An 18343-nucleotide genomic window follows, 5' to 3' on the forward strand; every position below is an offset into this window, starting at 1 on the left:
CAAGGTCAGAAAGGTCAGAAAGGTCAAAAAGGCCAGAACCGTCTAGCGGCGAACAGCCTTCTTAGCTGCGGAAATCATCAGCTTGATCCGGTTGAGCTGATTAGCTTCAGATGAACCAGGATCATAATCGATGGAAACAATATTTGCCTCAGGATGCTGCCGGCGAATCTCATGGAACATTCCCCGCCCAGTCACATGGTTGGGCAGGCAGGCAAAGGGCTGAGCGCAGATCACATTAGGAGCTCCGTGCTCAATTAAATCAACGATTTCAGCAGTCAGCAGCCAGCCTTCCCCAGCCTGTACTCCCAGAGAAGTAACCTGGGAAGCTTTCTTCATCAGCTGGGGAATGGGTGTATCCTGGCTAAATTTTCCATCGGCAAGAGCCAGGGCATCTTCCACCTGTTTCCTGTATTTTTCGCAGATTATTCTGGCAGTTTCTTTGACTGCCGGAGGGTATTGGGTTCCCAGCATCTTCTGGTTCCACTTATAGGAATACAGGGACTGGGTCATAAATTCCATCATTCCCGGCACCACTGCCTCACAATCCTGGGACTCAATCACTTTGACCACATTGTTATTGGCATCGGGATGGTATTTAACCAGGATCTCCCCCACTACTCCTACCCGAGGTTTACGGGGAATCTGCCTCAAAGGGAGTTGATCAAAGGAACGAACAAGGCTCTTGCACAGTCTCCCAAATGTCAGGTAAGGCTGATGATAGTACTTCTTGGCAGTCACTGAAAAACCATGATGCTCGATCGTTTCCCGGCAAATAGTCTCCCAGCGCTCATAGAGCTGATCAGCACTGCCAGGGACCTGCTCGTAGGGCCGGGTCCGGTAAAGGACCTTCATCAGCAGATCTCCCAGACATATGGCTTTTACCGCCCTGTGTGCCAGGGCAGGCGTAATGGAAAAGCCAGGATTGCTGACAAAGCCCTGGGTGCTGAGGGCAATGACAGGAACCTGAGGATACCCTGCATCTGCCAGAGCCTTGCGAATCAGACTGTAATAGTTTGTTGCCCGGCACATACCGCCGGTCTGGGTAATGCCCAGGGCTACATGATCAGGATCGTATCGTCCGTCCGCTATAGCATTAACCAGCTGTCCCACCACCAAAATGGAAGGATAGCAGGCATCATTATTTACATATTTCAGTCCAAACTCAATGTCCGACCGGCTGACATGCTCCAGAAGATCGGCCTTGTACCCACCTGAACGAAAAACAGATTCCAGTAGACCAAAATGAGCCGGAGACATTTGGGGAAGAAGAATGGTGTGAGTCTTCTTCATATCTTTGGTAAAAGGAGTGATATGAGAATATTTGGACATGCTCACCCCGGTCCGGCTTGTATGTCTGAAACCGCCATCGGAAACTTCTGTCTTGCCGGCAGCATCCCCCTGCCCTCGTTTAACTCTCTCTTCCACTGCTGCCTTGAGAGAACGCAGACGGATCCTGGCTGCCCCCAGGTTGCTGACTTCATCTATCTTAAGAACGGTGTACACATCTTCTCTCTCGCCCAGAATTTCCTGAACCTGATCGGTTGTGATAGCATCCAGGCCACAACCAAATGAATTGAGCTGGACTAATTCCAAAGTTGGGTATTGAGACACAAAGCGGGCAGCTGCATACAGTCGAGCGTGATAGGCCCATTGATTCAACACTCTTAAGGCTTTGCGATCTTTTTGATGATCAGCATACGCATTTGCTGTCGTGTCAGTCGCTTCCCGGGTAGGATCATCATAATCTGCCTTCAGGGCAGTCTGCCCATTCCTGGTCCTGGCAGAACCGACAGACTGAGCCTGCAAAACCCGACCCAAGCCCAAAGCTGCCTGACCGTCAGATATAAGACTGGCCCCAGACAGGTTATAAGGATCATACCCATCGTCAACCTTACGGAAGCCGTCACGGGTATGCAGGCGAGGGTTTGCCTCCTCCTGCCCGATAAAGGGGGTCAGGTTAAGTTTACGGCCAGGCTGCAGCCAGGATACAGAATCCTCGGTCAGAACCACCATGCCCATGGTACAAATAGCTTCTGGGATGCCGTGATTGATTTCCGGATCCACATGGTAGGGACGTCCAGCTAAGACGATTCCCCTCAGCTTATGCTCTTTCATATAGGTCAGAGCACGCAGTCCCTCCATGTGCACATCATGCTTGAAAATCTTGTCTTCTGCATATGCGGCTGATACTGCCTGCTGAGCCTCCTGCCTGGAAACATGGACCCAGGAAAATTCTTCGACAATCCTGTCAACCATTTTTTCATGGTTGCTCAGGTTGAAGTAAGGATGCATATACCGGATTTTGGGGTCACGCAACTCTTCCATGTTAGCCCCAATAACCCCGGGATAATTAGCTACAATAGGGCAGTTATATTTATTATCCTGATCAGGTGCAAGATTCTCCTCATAAAAAACGCAGGGATAAAAGATGGTAGTCAGACCCTTAGAAAGCAGGTCCTTTATATGTCCATGCACCAATTTTGCCGGGTAACAAATATTCTCGGATGCAATAGAGTCAATCCCTTTTTCAAATAGGTTATGACTGGACCGCCGAGATAATTCAACCTTGAAACCCAGATTAGTCAGAAGAGTAAACCAGAAAGGATAATTTTCATACATATTCAGCACTCGAGGAATACCAATAGCCCCACGAGTCGCCTTTTTATCCGTCAACCTACGGTAGCTAAAAACCCGCTTATATTTATAATCATACATATTAGGCAGAGGAGACCGTTTTTTATTCTTATCTCCCCCGCGCTCACACCGATTCCCCGTCACATAACGGGACCCGTCCTGGAAAGTCGTAATAGTCAGTTTGCATTTGTTTTGACACAAATTGCAAACGTCCCTCTGCGTTGTCATGCTCAGATTATCCAGCTGAGAGCCACTGAGTATACGGGTCCTGTCCCCATCCTCGTAGTGCATGCGGGCAGTCAGAGCACAGCCATATGCCCCCATCAGACCGGCTATATTCGGTCGACGGACCTGGCGCCCTGTCAGGAGTTCAAAAGCCCTGAGCACAGCATCGTTAAGAAAGGTCCCTCCCTGGACTACAATCGTCTGGCCCAAATCTGCCGTGTCCCTCAACTTAATTACTTTGTACAGTGCATTACGAACTACAGAATAGCAGAGTCCGGCAGCGATATCTTCAATGCTGGCCCCCTCTTTTTGGGCCTGCTTGACTGATGAATTCATGAAAACAGTGCAGCGGGATCCTAAATCAACCGGAGCCTGCGAGCGCAAAGCTGCCTGAGTGAATTCCTCTATGCTTAAATTCATCGACTGGGCAAAGGTTTGCAGGAAAGAGCCACAGCCAGCAGAGCAGGCTTCATTGACCGAAATGGATTCAATAACACCCTGATCGATGGACAGATACTTCATGTCCTGACCGCCAATATCTATAACTGACGTCACACCGGGACTAACCAGCTCTGCCCCCCGGTAGTGGGCCATAGTTTCCACAACCCCTTCATCACAGTGCAAACCTGCCTTGATTAATCCTTCTCCATAGCCAGTCGTACACGAGCGAGCAATATAAGCGTTCTTGGGCAGAAGGGTCTCAACATTCTTGACAATCCGAGCCGCAGCCAGCAAAGGCGATCCCTCATTATTCCCGTATGATGACCAGACAATTTCCTGATCATCGTTAATAAGCGTGGCCTTAATAGTGGTCGACCCGGCGTCAATCCCCAGAAAATGCGGACCTTGTGCCCCTTCCAAGCTGCCGATAGTTACCTGCTGGCGGCTGTGGCGGGAATCAAATTCCTTTTTTTCTTCCTCAGTGAGAAAAAGAGGACGCAAGGTATGATTGCCCGATGGCAGATTTTTCAAAGAGTCTATGACAGTAATAAGATCAGCGCAGGTTCGAGGACGAAAAATGTTCACGCCCGACTCCTCCTGCTCTTTTTTCTGCTTGGCTGTAATGTCAGCAGCATCAGGATTGTTGGCAGCCAGGGCAGCCCCATAGGCTACATAGAGGTGTGCGCTAGCCGGAGTAATAAATTCATCAACCTGGCCGTCCAACATGGTTGTAAAGGCAGAACGCAGTTCGCTCATAAAGTAGAGGGGGCCGCCCAGAAACACAACATTTCCCCTGACCGGGCGCCCATTGGCCAGGCCAGCTATAGTCTGTGTGGCTACAGCGGCGAAGATGGAAGCTGCAAGATCAGACTTAGCAGCCCCATCGTTGATCAAGGGCTGAAGATCAGATTTAGCAAAGACCCCGCAGCGGGAAGCGATGGGATAAATGGTGGTGTGATCCTTGGCTAAGGCGTTCAAACCCGGGGCATCAGTATTCAGCAAGGTAGCAGTTTGATCAATAAAGGCCCCGGTACCTCCTGCGCAGGACCCGTTCATTCTCTGTTCCGGGGTTGGTTTCAGATAGGTTATTTTGGCGTCTTCTCCGCCCAGCTCAATAATGACATCAGCCTGGGGATAGGCATCTTCAATGGCGTCGGTTTCAGAAATGACCTCTTGTATAAAAGGAACCTGCATATTTTCAGCCAGTGTCAGACCTCCTGAACCGGTAATAGCCAGCTGAACAGGCTCATTCTGACGGCCCAGGGCCTTCAGAGCAGACTCAATATCGATGAGCAGTTCCTGAACTGCTACTCTCACATTTGCGTGGTGACGGCGATAATCAGCAAAAAGCACTGACCGATCTTCCTGATTGAAAGGTTGGTGAATATGGTTGCCAGATTGGTCGATTCCATAATCCGTGTCCAGAACCACGGCTTTGACCGTAGTTGAACCAACATCAAGACCCACACGTATTGAAGTCATAGTCCCCCTTACGCATATATATGTATTACTTTACTCAAGACCAGCCCAAGAGAGTATCCTCAAACCACAGTTTTTAACAGATACTCGGCCATATCTCACTGAAAGCTGAAAGCAGTGAAATCGTGTGCTGAGCTTTTCTTTTCCCTTTCCGCTTTCCTTACCCAGGATCAATTCCTTACCTAGGATCAATTCCTTGCCCACGATCACACAGTGACGTAGGGTTTACGCACTAAACTGAGTCGTATGCCATATATGCCCATGACTCCCCCGCCTCTGAATGCTGGTCTTCAGCCTGCCAAACAGCCACCTGAACGCGCTTCTGAAACAACTCCCGATAACCCATGGCCGGTAAGCAAGTTAAGCCTGGCCTACCATACAGCCGTTGAACGGTGGCCAGCTACTTGGATTGAAGGACAAATCCAGGAGATTAATACCCGTCGGGCCGGTTCCGCTTATATAACCCTGCGCGATAATGTGGAAGATATCTCCCTGCAGGTCTCAGGGTGGAGAACCTTTGCAGCCCAGGCTTCTCAATTTGTTCAGGGCGACAAAGTGGTTGTGCACGGGCATCCGGATGTATGGATGAAAAGAACAAGCCTGAGTTTTATTGGGGATGACATCCGCCGGGTGGGTAAAGGTGATCTGCGTCAGCAGATTGAAGAGCTGAGAAAAAAGCTTAAAGGAGAAGGCCTCTTTGATGACAGTAACAAAATCGCTCTGCCTGAATTTCCCCAGCGGATTGGAATCATCTGTGCCCCCCAGGCCAGGGCTGAAGGTGATATTGTCACCAATGCCAAGCTGAGGTGGCCGACTATTCAATTCACTATTGAGCACGTTCATGTTCAAGGAGTTCAATGCCCGCCAGAAGTCATAGCTGCTATTGAAAAGTTGGATGCTGATCCTGCTGTTGACTTGATTATTGTTGCCCGGGGAGGTGGCTCATTTGAGGATCTGATTGGTTTTTCTGACGAAGGCGTGGTCCGGGCAACGGCTGACTGCCAGACCCCAATAGTTTCTGCAATAGGGCATGAAGATGATTGGACTTTGATTGATCTGGCTGCAGATATGAGGGCGTCCACTCCTACCGATGCCGCTAAACGGGTGGTGCCGGATGTGATGGAACAAATCACCATTATTCAAGAAGCCCGCCACAGACTTCATGAACGCCTGCTAAGAACCGTAGAAAGTGAACAGCAGCGGATTGATGCCTACAAAAATCGTCCCAGCTTAACCCAGCCCCAGACCATTCTGGAAAAACCTCACCTTTTTATTACCGAGTCTGCCCGCAGATTAGATGTCAGCATGAGACGGCTACTGGATGAGGCAGGATTTTCCGTGGAAAAACTACAGGCCAGTCTGACCGCCCTCAGCCCCCAGTCCACTCTGAACCGCGGATACGCAGTGGTCCAATCTTCGGACGGTCATGTCATTTCCGACTCTTCATCCCTGTCACTCCACCAGAAGCTGACTGTGACCCTCAAGCAGGGTAAAGCAATAACTTCCGTCGAATCAATCGAACCGAAAAAGTAAAATTCATATCAGACAAACAATCAAAGGATAACCATGACAGATAAGAAGTCACCAACTGAGGCAGCCCCTTCCCCGGCTTCCAAGCAGACACCGCCGGCATCTTCACTCAGCCAGAAAGAGCGGGATACTATCAACTCTCTCAGCTATGAGCAGGCCAGGGATCAGCTGGTTGAAGTAGTCCGTGCCCTGGAGGCCGGCGGTTTGGACCTGGAGAATTCCGTCAAACAGTGGGAGTTAGGAGAGGCCCTGGCGAAACGGGCGCAGGCAGTCCTGGATGATGTTCGTTCCAAGCTCGATGCTGCCCAGGCAGACCAGGCCAGCGCGGGCAAAGACGCGGGAACCCAAGGAAATCTGGAGTAATTTCCAGCAAAAAGAGGGACCAGTTCGAGGTACCAATTTCGAGGTACCAGTGCCCCGTTACCCCTGCTCAAACCACGGAACCATCCAGAATCCACGTCCCCGGTCAAAGTTGTGGGGTCATGTATCATAGAGGTTGGTGATTGCAGCGACCGCAGCAATCACTGGTATCAGTTGCCCTGGTAGCTCAGGGGATAGAGCACCGCTCTCCTAAAGCGGGTGTCGTGCGTTCGAATCGCATCCAGGGCACTTTCTACGGGTTTTCATCCCATTTATGCATAGACTTACTATGCTTAGACTTACAGAGATTTATTTACGTATAAATATATTTATACGTAACTTTATCCCTACCGACGCGCATAAAATTCTCAGGGAAATGACTCAATCGCTACCGATTGACCAACCACCTTGGTCAAACCACCATTCTTCACTTTACTCATTTAACCGGCACGATATTCCAGTAAATCTCCCGGCTGGCAATCAAGAGCCTGACATAATTTATCCAGGGTCTCAACCCGAACAGCTTTGGCCTTTCCTGTTTTCAAGATAGACAGGTTAGACATGGTGATTCCGACCTTCTTTGATAAATCCGTCAGACTCATCTTCCGTTTTGCCAGCATGACATCTATATTAAAAATAATCATCGTTCCTCATTTGCCATTCTAAATGGTCATATCATTTTCTTCTCGCAGAGCGACTGATTCATTCAAAATCCGGCTCAGGGCAATCATCACAACCCCGAATGCCAGGCATAAAAAGATAACTATCGGTGAAATAATATAGGTCAAACCCGGCTGACTTGCTCCCATAAAACCAAGGATGAGAAGGCCTGTAAGATAGATCAGGGCATCAGCAAAAGCCAGGCAGGCAACTAGATGCAGAAACCGAACATTCTTCCTGGTAAACGGACCCTCAGAAGTTGATAAACTTCCAGCCAGCTCCCAACACGGCCAGACAGCAATAAAAAGGGGCAGGGCAAAGAACCAGGCCCAGATCAGGCAAGGGAAATAAGCCCAAGCGAACTCTGGATTTTCCTCTGCAAGTTCCTGTCCAACCCAGGGGGTCAGAAACAGGAAGACAACTGCTCCAACTAAAGTTGCCACAATAATAAAACCGTGTAATATTCGCGTCAGTGTCTTCATACTCGATGACTTTTCCATATTTTCGATCCTTCCGTTCGTGCAGACCGCCTTTTTGCCCCTGGCCAATGTCCGAGCTCTCAAGATGGCAGGGGACGACAAGGAAGGGCAAAGAGATAGTATTTGCCATCTGGCATCTGCTGTGTGATATCCCCAGTCGACTCCCCGCTGCGGTTACAGAATCTACTATAGCAAAAGATATATTGAAGTACAACTATTTTTTCTTAAATTTCATAATATTTTTATTGAATCTCAATATATTATATATTCCTTGATATCGCTGGATCGGCTCCCGATAAAGCTCACCGACTCTCCATCAATTTCATCCGTAACTGTTCATCAAAAGCAAAAATATACAACCCGTGAACCCCGCGTTTGAGCAGGACATTCAATTCATGCAGAATATTTTCCTTCGACCCTGACGGATCATTCTTAGTTATTGCCTGATAATTTTTACTGACAGCAGTATCAATAATTATCTTTCCCTTCCTGAATTTTATGGACGGCCCTATGATGACTCCCACATAATTTAAGTCAAAACCCTGAATAGTATAAGTCGAGCCGATTTCATCAATTGTGGCCGGCTGCTGAGCCCAGGCATCATCCTTATGGAAAGTCCGGTTAGGAGCAGCCTTCTTAGACTCGCCCTTATCTTTAATCTGATAATTCCACGGTTGGCAAAACCTGTCAGGGTCAGGACTCAGGTTGTCGCCATCCGCCAGATACCCCCGGGTATCACCGACTTCCAAGCCCATAAGCCAGTGCCCTTGTTTATCTTTATGCATCTCAACATTCCAGTATCCATGAGGATCCTGAGGATTAGCCCTGGAACTGCTGTACTTCCAATCATATGTTGCTACAACCCGAGACAGACCGCAGTAGTCTTTCTCTTCCTTTTCATTGTCCAGTTTCTTGCGCTCTCCTGCCTCTTTCTTTTTGATAGCCCGAAAAAGGTCTACCGGAGAATCAAAAATTCTAATCTCATACGGGCTGTCATTTTTATCTCCCCTTCCCTCTCTATGATGCATGCTGCAATCACCGGAAGGAATTTTGCCAATGCTCCTGCCGCTGGCAAAATCATCTATCCAGGCAATGACCTTATCGCTTGCTGAGATTCTAAACTGTTTCAGCAAATGTATATATCTGACATCGGTATCCACACCATCAAAGTTAATGATATTTTTTATACCCTCTCCCCGAAGAGAGATCAGCATTCCCTCAGTCTGGGGATCGGTATTATTGAGCTGCGATGGAGGCAGAAGCCGACTGAGCAGATGCTCATCCCATCTCTGTGAGCTGCGCAAAATTTGATTGGGATCAAAAACAGCAATCACCACTTTTGCCCTGCTGACAATATCACGCAACTGATTCTTACCCGAATAGCCCTGGTTTCCTTCAGTGAACAGCAAATGGGCCTCATCTATAAGGACAATGTCAACCGGCTTTTTCCTATTGGGAATCGCATGTCTATTAGCATCAACCATCGCCCTGCCGGAAGAGCCAGGTTTGGACTCACTCATCCGATTTATAAAGACAGATGCCTTACCAATAAGTTCATCATTTTTATTCTGTATACCCAACTTTTTTGCGATTTGATTATATACATTTACCTGCTCTTGATGATTAATAATCATAAAAGTCGATAGACCATTCTTCCCCTGAGGCTGGGCAGGGGAAGAATCAACAGAGTATTTGTCGAAATAATCATCAGAATCATCTAGAAGCTCGTCATCGCTGCCGCTGACAGTAAACTCTGTATTAATTCTATAAAACAGATGACTAAGAAGGACAGTTTTCCCAGTTCCTGCAACACCTTGGAGGAATATCAGCTGAGGCTGGGACGACTCCCGCCAATCCTGAGAAAGCTTTTCAGCAATGGCTTCAAGAATTGCATCCTCAGCCTGCTTTTGTTTCTTTCCTAATTGATGAAAAGGGGATGCCTTGAAAAGGGCAGAATCGCGGATAATTTCCTCTGATGGGAAAAATTCCGGATCTCGCTTATGCAGCTCAAGCCAGATGCTGGAAAAAATCTGGTCAAATTCATCAGCAGTGTAATATTTACCCTGCGCATTGGTTCGTCTGTTGTTTAGTTTGTTGACTTTAGTGTTGCCGGTCATAAAATGCATAAGCCGGTTCTCCACATCCAAGGTCAAGGATTTATTAAAATGCTCATGCCCAATGATGTATTCAGTGACAGCTGCGTCTGTAGTCTGCTCAGCGTCTGCCTCCTGCCCTGGGCGTTCCTGCAAAGTATTCCCTGACAGCCTGGCATTCTCCGCCTTCTGCACGTTCTCTTTAATCTCTTTCCAGTCTGCGTCTTTTTTGGCGTCAGACATGAGGTGCTGCTTATTTCTGCGCACTATATCATTAGTTTCACCCACATATACTTTTCGCTCGATCGCGAATTCATGGCTCTTTTTTCTCTGCTCAGATGCAATCACATAAACAGTGGGATAATCGAGTATTTTCTCCCTATAATTATCAAAGAGTCTGCTTAATTCTCAGTGCGATTGTGCATGCTTATGCTTTATATATGTTTCAAAAATATCATACAGCTCTTTTTCCAAAACAGTCCGATTCTGAGAACTGTACGGGACCGAAGCAATATAGACTCTGTCAGACATATTTTTATTATGCTGTTCCCCGCGGATAGAGGGACTATACAGACCATAAAAAGCAGGCCTGGAAGGTCAGCTCCTGCTCATCTAACCTTCCAGGCCTAACCGACTGCCTGAAGTTATCACTCCTTATCTGGCCTGGTCAGATGGACAAAGGGCAAAATAGGGCCGCCGGCAACCGGTTTCATCAGTGCATGTTGATCGGCTGGGCCGGTGATGACATCAATAGCATTGCTGTCGGTCAGATCGGTATCGAAGGGAGATGAACTCATGGTCTGTCCCCTGCCACCGCCAAACTTATACTGGCCTGTTCCAGCATCGCAACCTATCCCGTGATAGCAATCAGCAGAATATACAGGCCTCACATTGCCAACTCCTTCTCCATCTTCGGAGGAAGAAAACATCGATACCTGATAACCGGCTTTGGCGTAGTCGAAACCAGCCAGAAGAGAAGCATCGAAAGAAGCAACAATCTGCCGCCCGCCGACAACGGTCAGATCGATCGGCCCCAGCCTAGTTCCATTCTTGTCGTACACACCGGGGCCGTACTTCGAGGCTGCGTTGCGGCCGTCAACAACAATCGCATAACGCCATGGTCCCCGAGAGTTGGTATTGGTGCCCGGCAGAAGAGGGACAGCGGAAGCTCCAACACCAGCAGAAATCCCGCTGGCATTACCCGGATCGCTCAGATAATAATTCAGACGCTGGGTGCTCATATGGTTGGCGCTCCAGGGGTTCCTGACGTCACCTGCCATGGTAGCCACCAGACGAATCGTGTCCCCATCGGAATACACACGAACCCCGGTCATATCGAAACTCCCCTTGTTGAAAGCCCCGTCTGTCGGGTACAGATAGTTTCCATCGCCGTCATCATCGCCCTGAGGGTCTGTCAGAGAACCGACCAGATTGCCAAAAGCAGTGATTTGGTAGCGTTCTGAGGTTGAGGGACTCTTGGCGCTGATAGTCGAGCCTTTAGCCCCGTATGCAGTAATCCTTACCCGATTATCAATATCGGGCAGGGTGATAGTTCCCTCGAATTTCCCAGATGACAGGGGCAGAGTGGTTTTCTGGCCGTTAACATCCGCGACAACCCGAGCTGCTGTGGTGGCACCAGATACATGTATCAGGCGCGAACTGGCTATTGTTCCATCAGTCAGGCCGGTTACAGTCAGTTGAGGAGCAGGCCCGGCCGGTTCCTTGGAAGCTACAGCATCCCACATGTCCCAGGTATTTTTATCGAAATTAATCCTGCCGGGTTCAGCAATGGCCCAGTTATCTCCTGCCTTACGGATAGTCTCCTTCCCGACTGTATAATTGTGCAGAATAAGACCTTTAATAGCTCGAGCAGAATCTCCCAGGGTTACTGCCTGTCCAGCCTGGTTATTGTAGAGTTTCAGCTGGTTTTGCTGGAGGGTATAGGGCTGCTCGTTCCAGTCATCAACATGGAAGTTTTTAATCACTACATTCTGCATATTCGACAAAGCGTAAATCCGGATAGCGCAATTTGTCATCCCCTCCACCCTGGTATTGGTGAAGGTCAGATTCTTGATAGTCGTTCCCGGATCCGCTGTGTTGGTGGCATTCATATCCTGCCAGCTGGATGAGGAATTAAAAATGCAGGTATTATAACCAATTGAATTAAAATACATTCTGTTATGAATAATATTCGTCTGGTCAACGCTGATCCTGTCAATGTTCCTGGGCGTCCATCCCCACTGGACGACCGGCCCGTTCTCATTTTTCCAGATGACTGTATCTTTGACACTGACATCACTGTGATAGAGCTTAAGAACATCATCATTGGCATGGAAGAAAGTATGACGCATCCGTGAGCCTCTATAGAGTTCCAGTCCATCAGTCTGCCAGTACCAGCTGCCAATTTGCTGATAGTTGCTGACATTCATACTGAAGGAATCCTCATCACCGTAGACGACAAAAGAGTGATAGGGCGGCTCCTTGATGGTCACACCCTGCAAAGTCAGCTTTTGCTGCTTTTTTGTTGACTCGAATTGAAGCATCTTTACACAGGATGAATGACAATTATCCTTTCCTTCAGCCAAATGGTCATAATTTCCTTCCGTATCAGCCTCATAAACATACTGCTCACCGGAAAGAACTCCATAACCGGTTACCTTGTAGTTTTTCTGATTGCCACCCAGAAAGCGAAAAGCCCCTTTAACAAACGCTCCTGGAGCCAGATAAATCCACTTGACATGGGAAGGGAGAAGGGCTCTATACCGCGATCCCATCCAGTAGGTCCCCGGCTTGAAATACAGAATCTGAGCCTTGGTATTGTCCAGATTGGGGACTTTCCCTTCTTTCAGGTACAGAATTGTGCCTGTATTTTCAGACACCGTCGATCTCCCAGATCCGCTCTTCTTTTCTGGAATTAAAGACGCATCGTGAGAAACCATGGGCTGAGCGAAAACCATCATGGCATTGTGCGGTTCAGACTCTACCTTCATGGTTCCCTTTGACTGGGTCGTCAGCCCTGAGCTGGAACTGGCGTATACCGTAGTCACCTGGGGAGCAAATTCAACAGAGAATCGGTAGCCCTCCGGTGAAGCAGGAACCTTGATGGCGACTGTATGATTATCTACAAGCTTCTTTTCGAATTTCAGGGTCGTTGGGCGGATAGTTACCTCATCAGCTGATTTAATAGTCTGACCTGTGTCCAGGCTCACCCTCACCCAGGTATCTTGAGTATACTCAAAGCTGGTCCAGGACATGGTCATTGTAGCTTCACTGGCAAACTCAGCTCCGTCTGTTTTACTGTAGCCCTGTTTTCCCTTGCCGTTTCGAGGAATACTCAAATAGGTAAAGGATCGGTACTGTTTTTCGCTCTTGTAGGGATCGGTGACACTGACAGAATAAAAGGGAGATTCCCTCACCTGATTGTCATCGATAGCACCAGAAGAATTTCTGACACCATTAGTGTGCCACCAGGTCTTCAAATAGGAGCTATCGGCGTTTTTCAGACGGTCAGTGGATGGCGGGGAAGCAAAAGATGAAATATTTTCGTTTTTTTGCGTTCCTGCTACAGCAAATCGACCGCCGGGAATCATGACCAGACTGCCTGCAATACTGGCCGCCAAGAGCAGAACCAAAGCGCTTTTAACTATTTTTCTCATTTTTGTGGCCACAGGTATAGCCACTTTGCTATATGTATTCACAATGAATCATCCTACAGGAAAATTAAAGTGATCGCAAATCTAATGAAATATTTCATAATTTTTCTTTCCTCGACGGAAGTGGACATGAAAGTCGAGATACAAAATCACCATTTGCATCAATAAGACATCCTCCCTTTTGTTTCTAGCCTTTCCGTCCTACCTGACCCCAAGGCCGCCCCTTAAGGGAAAATTCAGGGTAATCCCCCATAGATGTCAGTGCGAATTTCCCCTACAATATCGACTGCTACTGAAATTTCCATTAAAAGAAAGAGAAAGAGCAGATGTACCACATAAAAGAAGAACTGGCGCCAGTTCTCATTGCGCAAAATCTGACTGTCGACTATTTCCTGGAGGATCAGAACCATGAAAATAGCCTATCAGAGAGAAAAAGGGCCAGAAAAAAGACCGCAGAGGCAGGGGTGAATCCCATTGCTACCCAAGTTAGAGCCCTGACCGATATCAATCTTCAAATCCTGCCCGGCAGCAGTCTATCTATCATGGGACCATCAGGGTCTGGGAAAACTACCCTGCTTCATACTCTTGCTGGGATCCAGGAACCAAGCCAGGGACGAGTCCTCTACAAGATGCAGGATCTGTCCACTATGCCCGATTCCAGCCGTACCATCCTACGACGGAAGGATTTTGGATTTGTTTTTCAATCCGGTCAGCTGATTGACGAACTGAGCGCCGAGGAAAATGTTGCCCTTCCCCTCATGCTTTCCGGCCTCTCCTATGAGAAGGCAATTCCGCAGGCCCATGACTGGCTGGCCAGAGTCGGTCTGCAGTCCATGGAATCCCACAGACCCGGAGAAATGAGCGGAGGACAAAGGCAGAGAGTTGCCATAGCTAGGGCACTGATCATTAATCCTTCGGTTGTATTTGCTGATGAGCCCACCGGCGCTTTGGATCAGGCCACGGGTGAACGGGTTATTACTCTTCTTACCTCCTGGTGCGCTAAATCCGGGGCCAGCCTGATAGTCGTCACTCATGACCCCCATGTAGCCAATTTCTGCCAGAACTGTATTCACATGCAGGATGGAAGGATTATTTCATGAATTTTCGCACTCTTTCCTGGCTCATGCGCTCTTCCAAAGATGATAAGCGCATTTCCCTGCTTGCCATAATTGCCTTTACCGTTTCGGTTGGGGTCTGCCTGACTGTCGTCGGCGGCTTTCATGCCTTCTGGATCAGGAACGCCAACGCTCACATCCTCTTCCACGATGCTGAAACCATCCAGTATACAAACGAATACATATTACTTGCCACCGTTGCCCTGGGCCTGATTATTGCACCTTTAGCCACCTTGTCCGCACAGGCAGCACGACTAACCCTCAGGCGGCGAGACCAGAAACTAGCAATCCTCCGTCTTATTGGGGCAACTCAGACCCAAACAACCCTCCTTGCGCTGGCAGATAGTACGGCACAAGCCCTGACAGGCTCTCTGTGCGGTTGTCTCCTTTATGTGTGTGCCATCCCCCTGGTCCGCCTTCTGGTTTTTCAAGGTCTGCCCTTCACCTTTAGCCAGCTGTGGGTAGGTTTCCCCCTCATGCTGTCCGCTGTTGCTGCCGTTACTCTTATCTGCCTGATGTCTGCCTGGATTTCCCTGCGCAGGGTCAATGTCAGCCCCCTGGGAGTGAGCATGAGAACCCGCGCCCGTGGCCTGAGCAAAACTCGGCTGATTGCAGGAATTCTCATTGTCATCATTGTTATGATTCTCTTTTCCAGCCGCTTTGGTTCGCAAATCGGCATTGTTGCAGTTTTAGCAACTATTTTTATAGGATTTTCTGCTGTTGTTGGGGCGCTTAACCTGGTAGGTCCGTGGATAATCAGCGTCTGGGCCCGACTCCGTGTTCGTCACCCCCGGAATGCTGCTCACCTGATAGGGTTACGCAGGATTATTGACAATCCCAAGCGCGCCTGGAGATCCAGTGCCGGGGTTGGTCTTGCAATTTTTGTCTGCGCCATTGCCGCTGCCTCCTCCGTAATGTCTCAGGGTATGGGCAAGCAGTCTGCTGCTTCCAGGATTTATTTGGCAGATATAGGCACCGGAGGAAAGCTCACCCTTGCCTTTGTTGCTTTGCTGGCAGCAGTTTCTGCTATGGTCACTCAATCAGCCATGGTTTATGACCAGAAAGATCACTACCTCAGTTTGACAATGGAAGGGGCCGATCACTCTATGCTCGACCAGGCGCGGCGAGTTGAAACAGTTGCTCCCCTCTTGATTGTGAGTCTCATATCAGCGGGCTGCGGCCTCCTGATTCTGAGCACAGCCGGGGCCGGCCTCATGATGTCATCTGGCTTCCTATTGTCGTATGTACTCATGGTTACCGCCTGCCTGTCCCTGGTCATTGTCGGCGGCCTGGCTTCTCGCCTAGCTTCCCGGCAGGTCACCAAGCAGCTGGTCAGACAGGATGACTGATTGATTCCCGGGGCTGTCTCAGCCTGGCCCCGGGCTGTCCCAGCCTAGCCCGATCTGTCTCAGCCTGGGGCACCAATCCTTTCCGAAGGAAGACATCACCCTTGATTCAACTGGTAATCAAAAAGCTGCGAAAAATACGTTCCATCCTTACTCAAATCTCGGTAAGAACCGGTCTCCACAATATGGCCTTCCCGGAAAACATAGATCCGATCTACCTTTTGCAGAGTCCAAGCTCGGTGCGACACCAAAATAGTGATATGATCTCTGCCGTCGCGGGCAAGAGTGGAATAAATCATCTCCTCAGACTGCGAATCCACATTGCTGGTCGGCTCATCCAGAATTCGGATTGCGGCAGGTCGCAGCATCATCCTGGCTAGTGCCAAACGTTGCCATTCACCACCGGACAGGCCGACACCTCCCCATTCGGCTCCCAGCTGAGTATCCAGTCCCTGAGGAAGCTTGCTGACCAGACCATCTTCCTCAACTGCCTGCAAGGCTCGCCACATCTGCTTGTCGCTGACGCTCCACCGTTCAAGTCCCAACTGCAAACTATCACGAATGGTAAATTCAAATCGGTTATATTCCTGTGGCATTACGGCGAAATGTGAAATCCTTTGATTAAAATCCTCTCCTGAAATATCAGTCCCATTCAGAAGCAGGCGGCCGCTGTCAACCGCCACTAATCCCAGCATCGACTGCAAAGTCGTTGTTTTACCAGCACCATTCCTGCCAACCAGAGCGATGGTCTCTCCTCGGCTGGCTTCCAGATTGATTCCAGATACGGCCGGTTCCTTCTTTCCTTCGTAGGTCACAGTAAGATCTTCCAGACGCAGAGAGTATGCATCCTGAGGAAGGATCAAAGACTTGCTTTCCAAGGATGATTTCTCGGTCAACCTGGAATCTACAGGAGAAGCAGATCTTGCAGAGAAAGCAGACCCAGCAGCCAGCTTGCCTTTGGGTTGCTTTTCTTTAGGTTGTCTTTCTTTAGGTTGCTTGCCTTCTACAAAATTAATAAAAGCCTCAATCGAGACTGAGTCTTTTGCCATATTTCCCAGGTTAAATCCCAGATTAGCCATATTAACCATTCCGGAGATCACACCAATCAAAACTCCGGACACAACAGCAGGACCAGCATTATTGCTAATTAGTGCTGTAATCGCGCCAACGATCAATATAATATCTATAATGCAGGCTATAATTATTCCCCACATGTATACAAAATCAAGATAGAGACTACCCTTAAGAAATTCTTGCCGCTTCTCATTCGCTAGGTCTGCCACATAGCCACGACCTTGAAGTTGTGCCAATTCATGTGCTTGCTGCTCATATGTAATCTGATTTTCGCAGTATTCAGCCCTACGATTCTTTTTCATCAGAGAAGGCCAAATCTTTGATTCAACATTGGCAACAATGGCCGCCGCCAATGTGATAGGGAACATGGAAAGTACAACTAAAATCGCAGCTAAAGGACTGATCCTCCAGATGGGAACAGTTAAAAATATACATACAACCACCGCTGAGAACAAGGAGGACACGGCAGTTGGCTGGGATGTTATTGCCGCATTGTGGATGGCCTCTCTGGCCTGACGTGCCTCCTCTGCTTTCCGGTTGCGGGTCAGTTCTACCGGATTCACCGATGCTATCGTAGAATTCACCATACTAAAGCAGGCAGCCCTCAAGCGATCTCCGATAAAAAGGTTGCAGGCCTGCATCAGCATAGTCGTCCCCATATTGAGTGAAACGAAGACGCCTACAACCGAAGCCCACATAAAAGCCTGCTCTCTATGACCCTTAATAAGAGAATCTGTCAGCGACCTTACCATCATGGTCTGGGCTCCGGGGATGATTCCGGTGATACAGCTGATAATAAAAAGCGAAGCTAAAGGCATAGGCGCAACCCGGGCTGTCGTTTTCATACTCCAGGAACAGGATCGCAGAATAGAAAGGAATCGGTGCCCTAAACCCTTAAAAACTGATGCTTTACTGCTTGCTGGCGTTTTATCGTTTTGCACTGACTTCCTACTCATCACGGCGCTTTTATTTTTGCATTTATTTTCGCTTTTATTTTTATTTTCTTCAGTCATTTTTCCTCATTTTTTTTAATTTTTACTTTGATATCCCACTCATTCTCAAATTTGTTATCGGATTTATTCTTGATGCTCCCTGAGATCTGAGAAATGATAAATTCCACCATGAGAATACAGCACATACTTAGAGGAAATTGAATAAAGTTGGATTCAGATAAGGGCACTTGTCCGTCGCTTTGCAGGACATCTTTTAATGAATATGCCTGACTTAGTCGCTTACCTCTGGCTGTTACTCACC

At 48.5% G+C, this 18343-nt stretch carries 10 protein-coding genes and 1 tRNA gene; 5 read left to right on the plus strand and 6 right to left on the minus strand.

Features of this window, described 5'->3' with window-relative positions; translation table 11 throughout:
- Window positions 1–42: 42 nt before the first annotated feature.
- On the minus strand, window positions 43–4782 hold the full coding sequence (locus SCIP_RS05050; protein WP_040591344.1) for a 2-hydroxyacyl-CoA dehydratase: 4740 nt from the start codon (window positions 4780–4782) through the stop codon (window positions 43–45).
- A gap of 243 nt (window positions 4783–5025) precedes the next feature.
- On the opposite strand from SCIP_RS05050, the gene xseA reads away from it, so the two are divergent.
- The 3 genes from xseA (at window position 5026) to SCIP_RS05065 (ending at window position 6918) form a co-directional block, all read left to right on the plus strand.
- Window positions 5026–6312 (plus strand): exodeoxyribonuclease VII large subunit, encoded by a 1287-nt coding sequence (gene xseA / locus SCIP_RS05055; RefSeq protein ID WP_407695016.1) that lies wholly within the window; start codon window positions 5026–5028, stop codon window positions 6310–6312.
- Window positions 6313–6345: 33 nt separating this feature from the next.
- Complete coding sequence (locus SCIP_RS05060; RefSeq protein ID WP_006293791.1) at window positions 6346–6672, plus strand: exodeoxyribonuclease VII small subunit; 327 nt, start codon at window positions 6346–6348, stop codon at window positions 6670–6672.
- A 173-nt stretch (window positions 6673–6845) separates the two neighbouring features.
- Window positions 6846–6918 (plus strand) — tRNA-Arg (locus tag SCIP_RS05065).
- Window positions 6919–7109: 191 nt separating this feature from the next.
- Here the strand turns inward: SCIP_RS05065 and SCIP_RS05070 are convergent.
- The 4 genes from SCIP_RS05070 to SCIP_RS05085 all read right to left on the minus strand — a co-directional run bounded on the left by SCIP_RS05070 (window position 7110) and on the right by SCIP_RS05085 (window position 13569).
- Entirely contained in the window at window positions 7110–7313 is a 204-nt protein-coding gene (locus SCIP_RS05070; RefSeq protein WP_006293789.1) for a helix-turn-helix domain-containing protein, read from the minus strand.
- Window positions 7314–7331: 18 nt separating this feature from the next.
- Entirely contained in the window at window positions 7332–7829 is a 498-nt protein-coding gene (locus SCIP_RS05075) for a DUF2975 domain-containing protein (RefSeq protein WP_040591343.1), read from the minus strand.
- Window positions 7830–8110: 281 nt separating this feature from the next.
- On the minus strand, window positions 8111–10144 hold the full coding sequence (locus tag SCIP_RS05080; RefSeq protein ID WP_050752407.1) for a DNA/RNA helicase domain-containing protein: 2034 nt from the start codon (window positions 10142–10144) through the stop codon (window positions 8111–8113).
- A gap of 404 nt (window positions 10145–10548) precedes the next feature.
- A complete protein-coding gene (locus SCIP_RS05085; RefSeq protein ID WP_231288079.1) occupies window positions 10549–13569 on the minus strand; it encodes a family 49 glycosyl hydrolase in 3021 nt (1006 codons plus the stop codon).
- A gap of 311 nt (window positions 13570–13880) precedes the next feature.
- On the opposite strand from SCIP_RS05085, the gene SCIP_RS05090 reads away from it, so the two are divergent.
- Together SCIP_RS05090 and SCIP_RS05095 are read left to right on the plus strand one after the other, a co-directional pair.
- Entirely contained in the window at window positions 13881–14654 is a 774-nt protein-coding gene (locus tag SCIP_RS05090; RefSeq protein ID WP_006293784.1) for an ABC transporter ATP-binding protein, read from the plus strand.
- On the plus strand, window positions 14651–16018 hold the full coding sequence (locus tag SCIP_RS05095; RefSeq protein WP_006293783.1) for an FtsX-like permease family protein: 1368 nt from the start codon (window positions 14651–14653) through the stop codon (window positions 16016–16018). The genes SCIP_RS05090 and SCIP_RS05095 overlap by 4 nt, the downstream gene beginning before the upstream one ends.
- A 95-nt stretch (window positions 16019–16113) precedes the next feature.
- Here the strand turns inward: SCIP_RS05095 and SCIP_RS05100 are convergent, their stop codons facing one another.
- Window positions 16114–17934 carry an ATP-binding cassette domain-containing protein gene (locus SCIP_RS05100; protein ID WP_231288077.1) on the minus strand — a complete coding sequence of 607 codons (1821 nt, stop codon included), beginning with the start codon at window positions 17932–17934 and terminating at the stop codon, window positions 16114–16116.
- Window positions 17935–18343 lie beyond the last annotated feature (409 nt).

This window comes from Scardovia inopinata JCM 12537 (assembly GCF_001042695.1).
GTDB lineage: Bacteria > Actinomycetota > Actinomycetes > Actinomycetales > Bifidobacteriaceae > Scardovia > Scardovia inopinata.

Excerpts from the sequence above, each read along its gene's own strand:
- SCIP_RS05050 (WP_040591344.1), bottom strand. The coding sequence starts at position 4,782 with ATGACTTCAATACGTGTGGGTCTTGATGTTGGTTCAACTACGGTCAAA.
- xseA (WP_407695016.1), top strand. The coding sequence starts at position 5,026 with ATGCCATATATGCCCATGACTCCCCCGCCTCTGAATGCTGGTCTTCAG.
- SCIP_RS05060 (WP_006293791.1), top strand. The coding sequence starts at position 6,346 with ATGACAGATAAGAAGTCACCAACTGAGGCAGCCCCTTCCCCGGCTTCC.
- SCIP_RS05070 (WP_006293789.1), bottom strand. The coding sequence starts at position 7,313 with ATGATTATTTTTAATATAGATGTCATGCTGGCAAAACGGAAGATGAGT.
- SCIP_RS05075 (WP_040591343.1), bottom strand. The coding sequence starts at position 7,829 with ATGGAAAAGTCATCGAGTATGAAGACACTGACGCGAATATTACACGGT.
- SCIP_RS05080 (WP_050752407.1), bottom strand. The coding sequence starts at position 10,144 with ATGTCTGACGCCAAAAAAGACGCAGACTGGAAAGAGATTAAAGAGAAC.
- SCIP_RS05090 (WP_006293784.1), top strand. The coding sequence starts at position 13,881 with ATGTACCACATAAAAGAAGAACTGGCGCCAGTTCTCATTGCGCAAAAT.
- SCIP_RS05095 (WP_006293783.1), top strand. The coding sequence starts at position 14,651 with ATGAATTTTCGCACTCTTTCCTGGCTCATGCGCTCTTCCAAAGATGAT.
- SCIP_RS05100 (WP_231288077.1), bottom strand. The coding sequence starts at position 17,934 with ATGAAAACGACAGCCCGGGTTGCGCCTATGCCTTTAGCTTCGCTTTTT.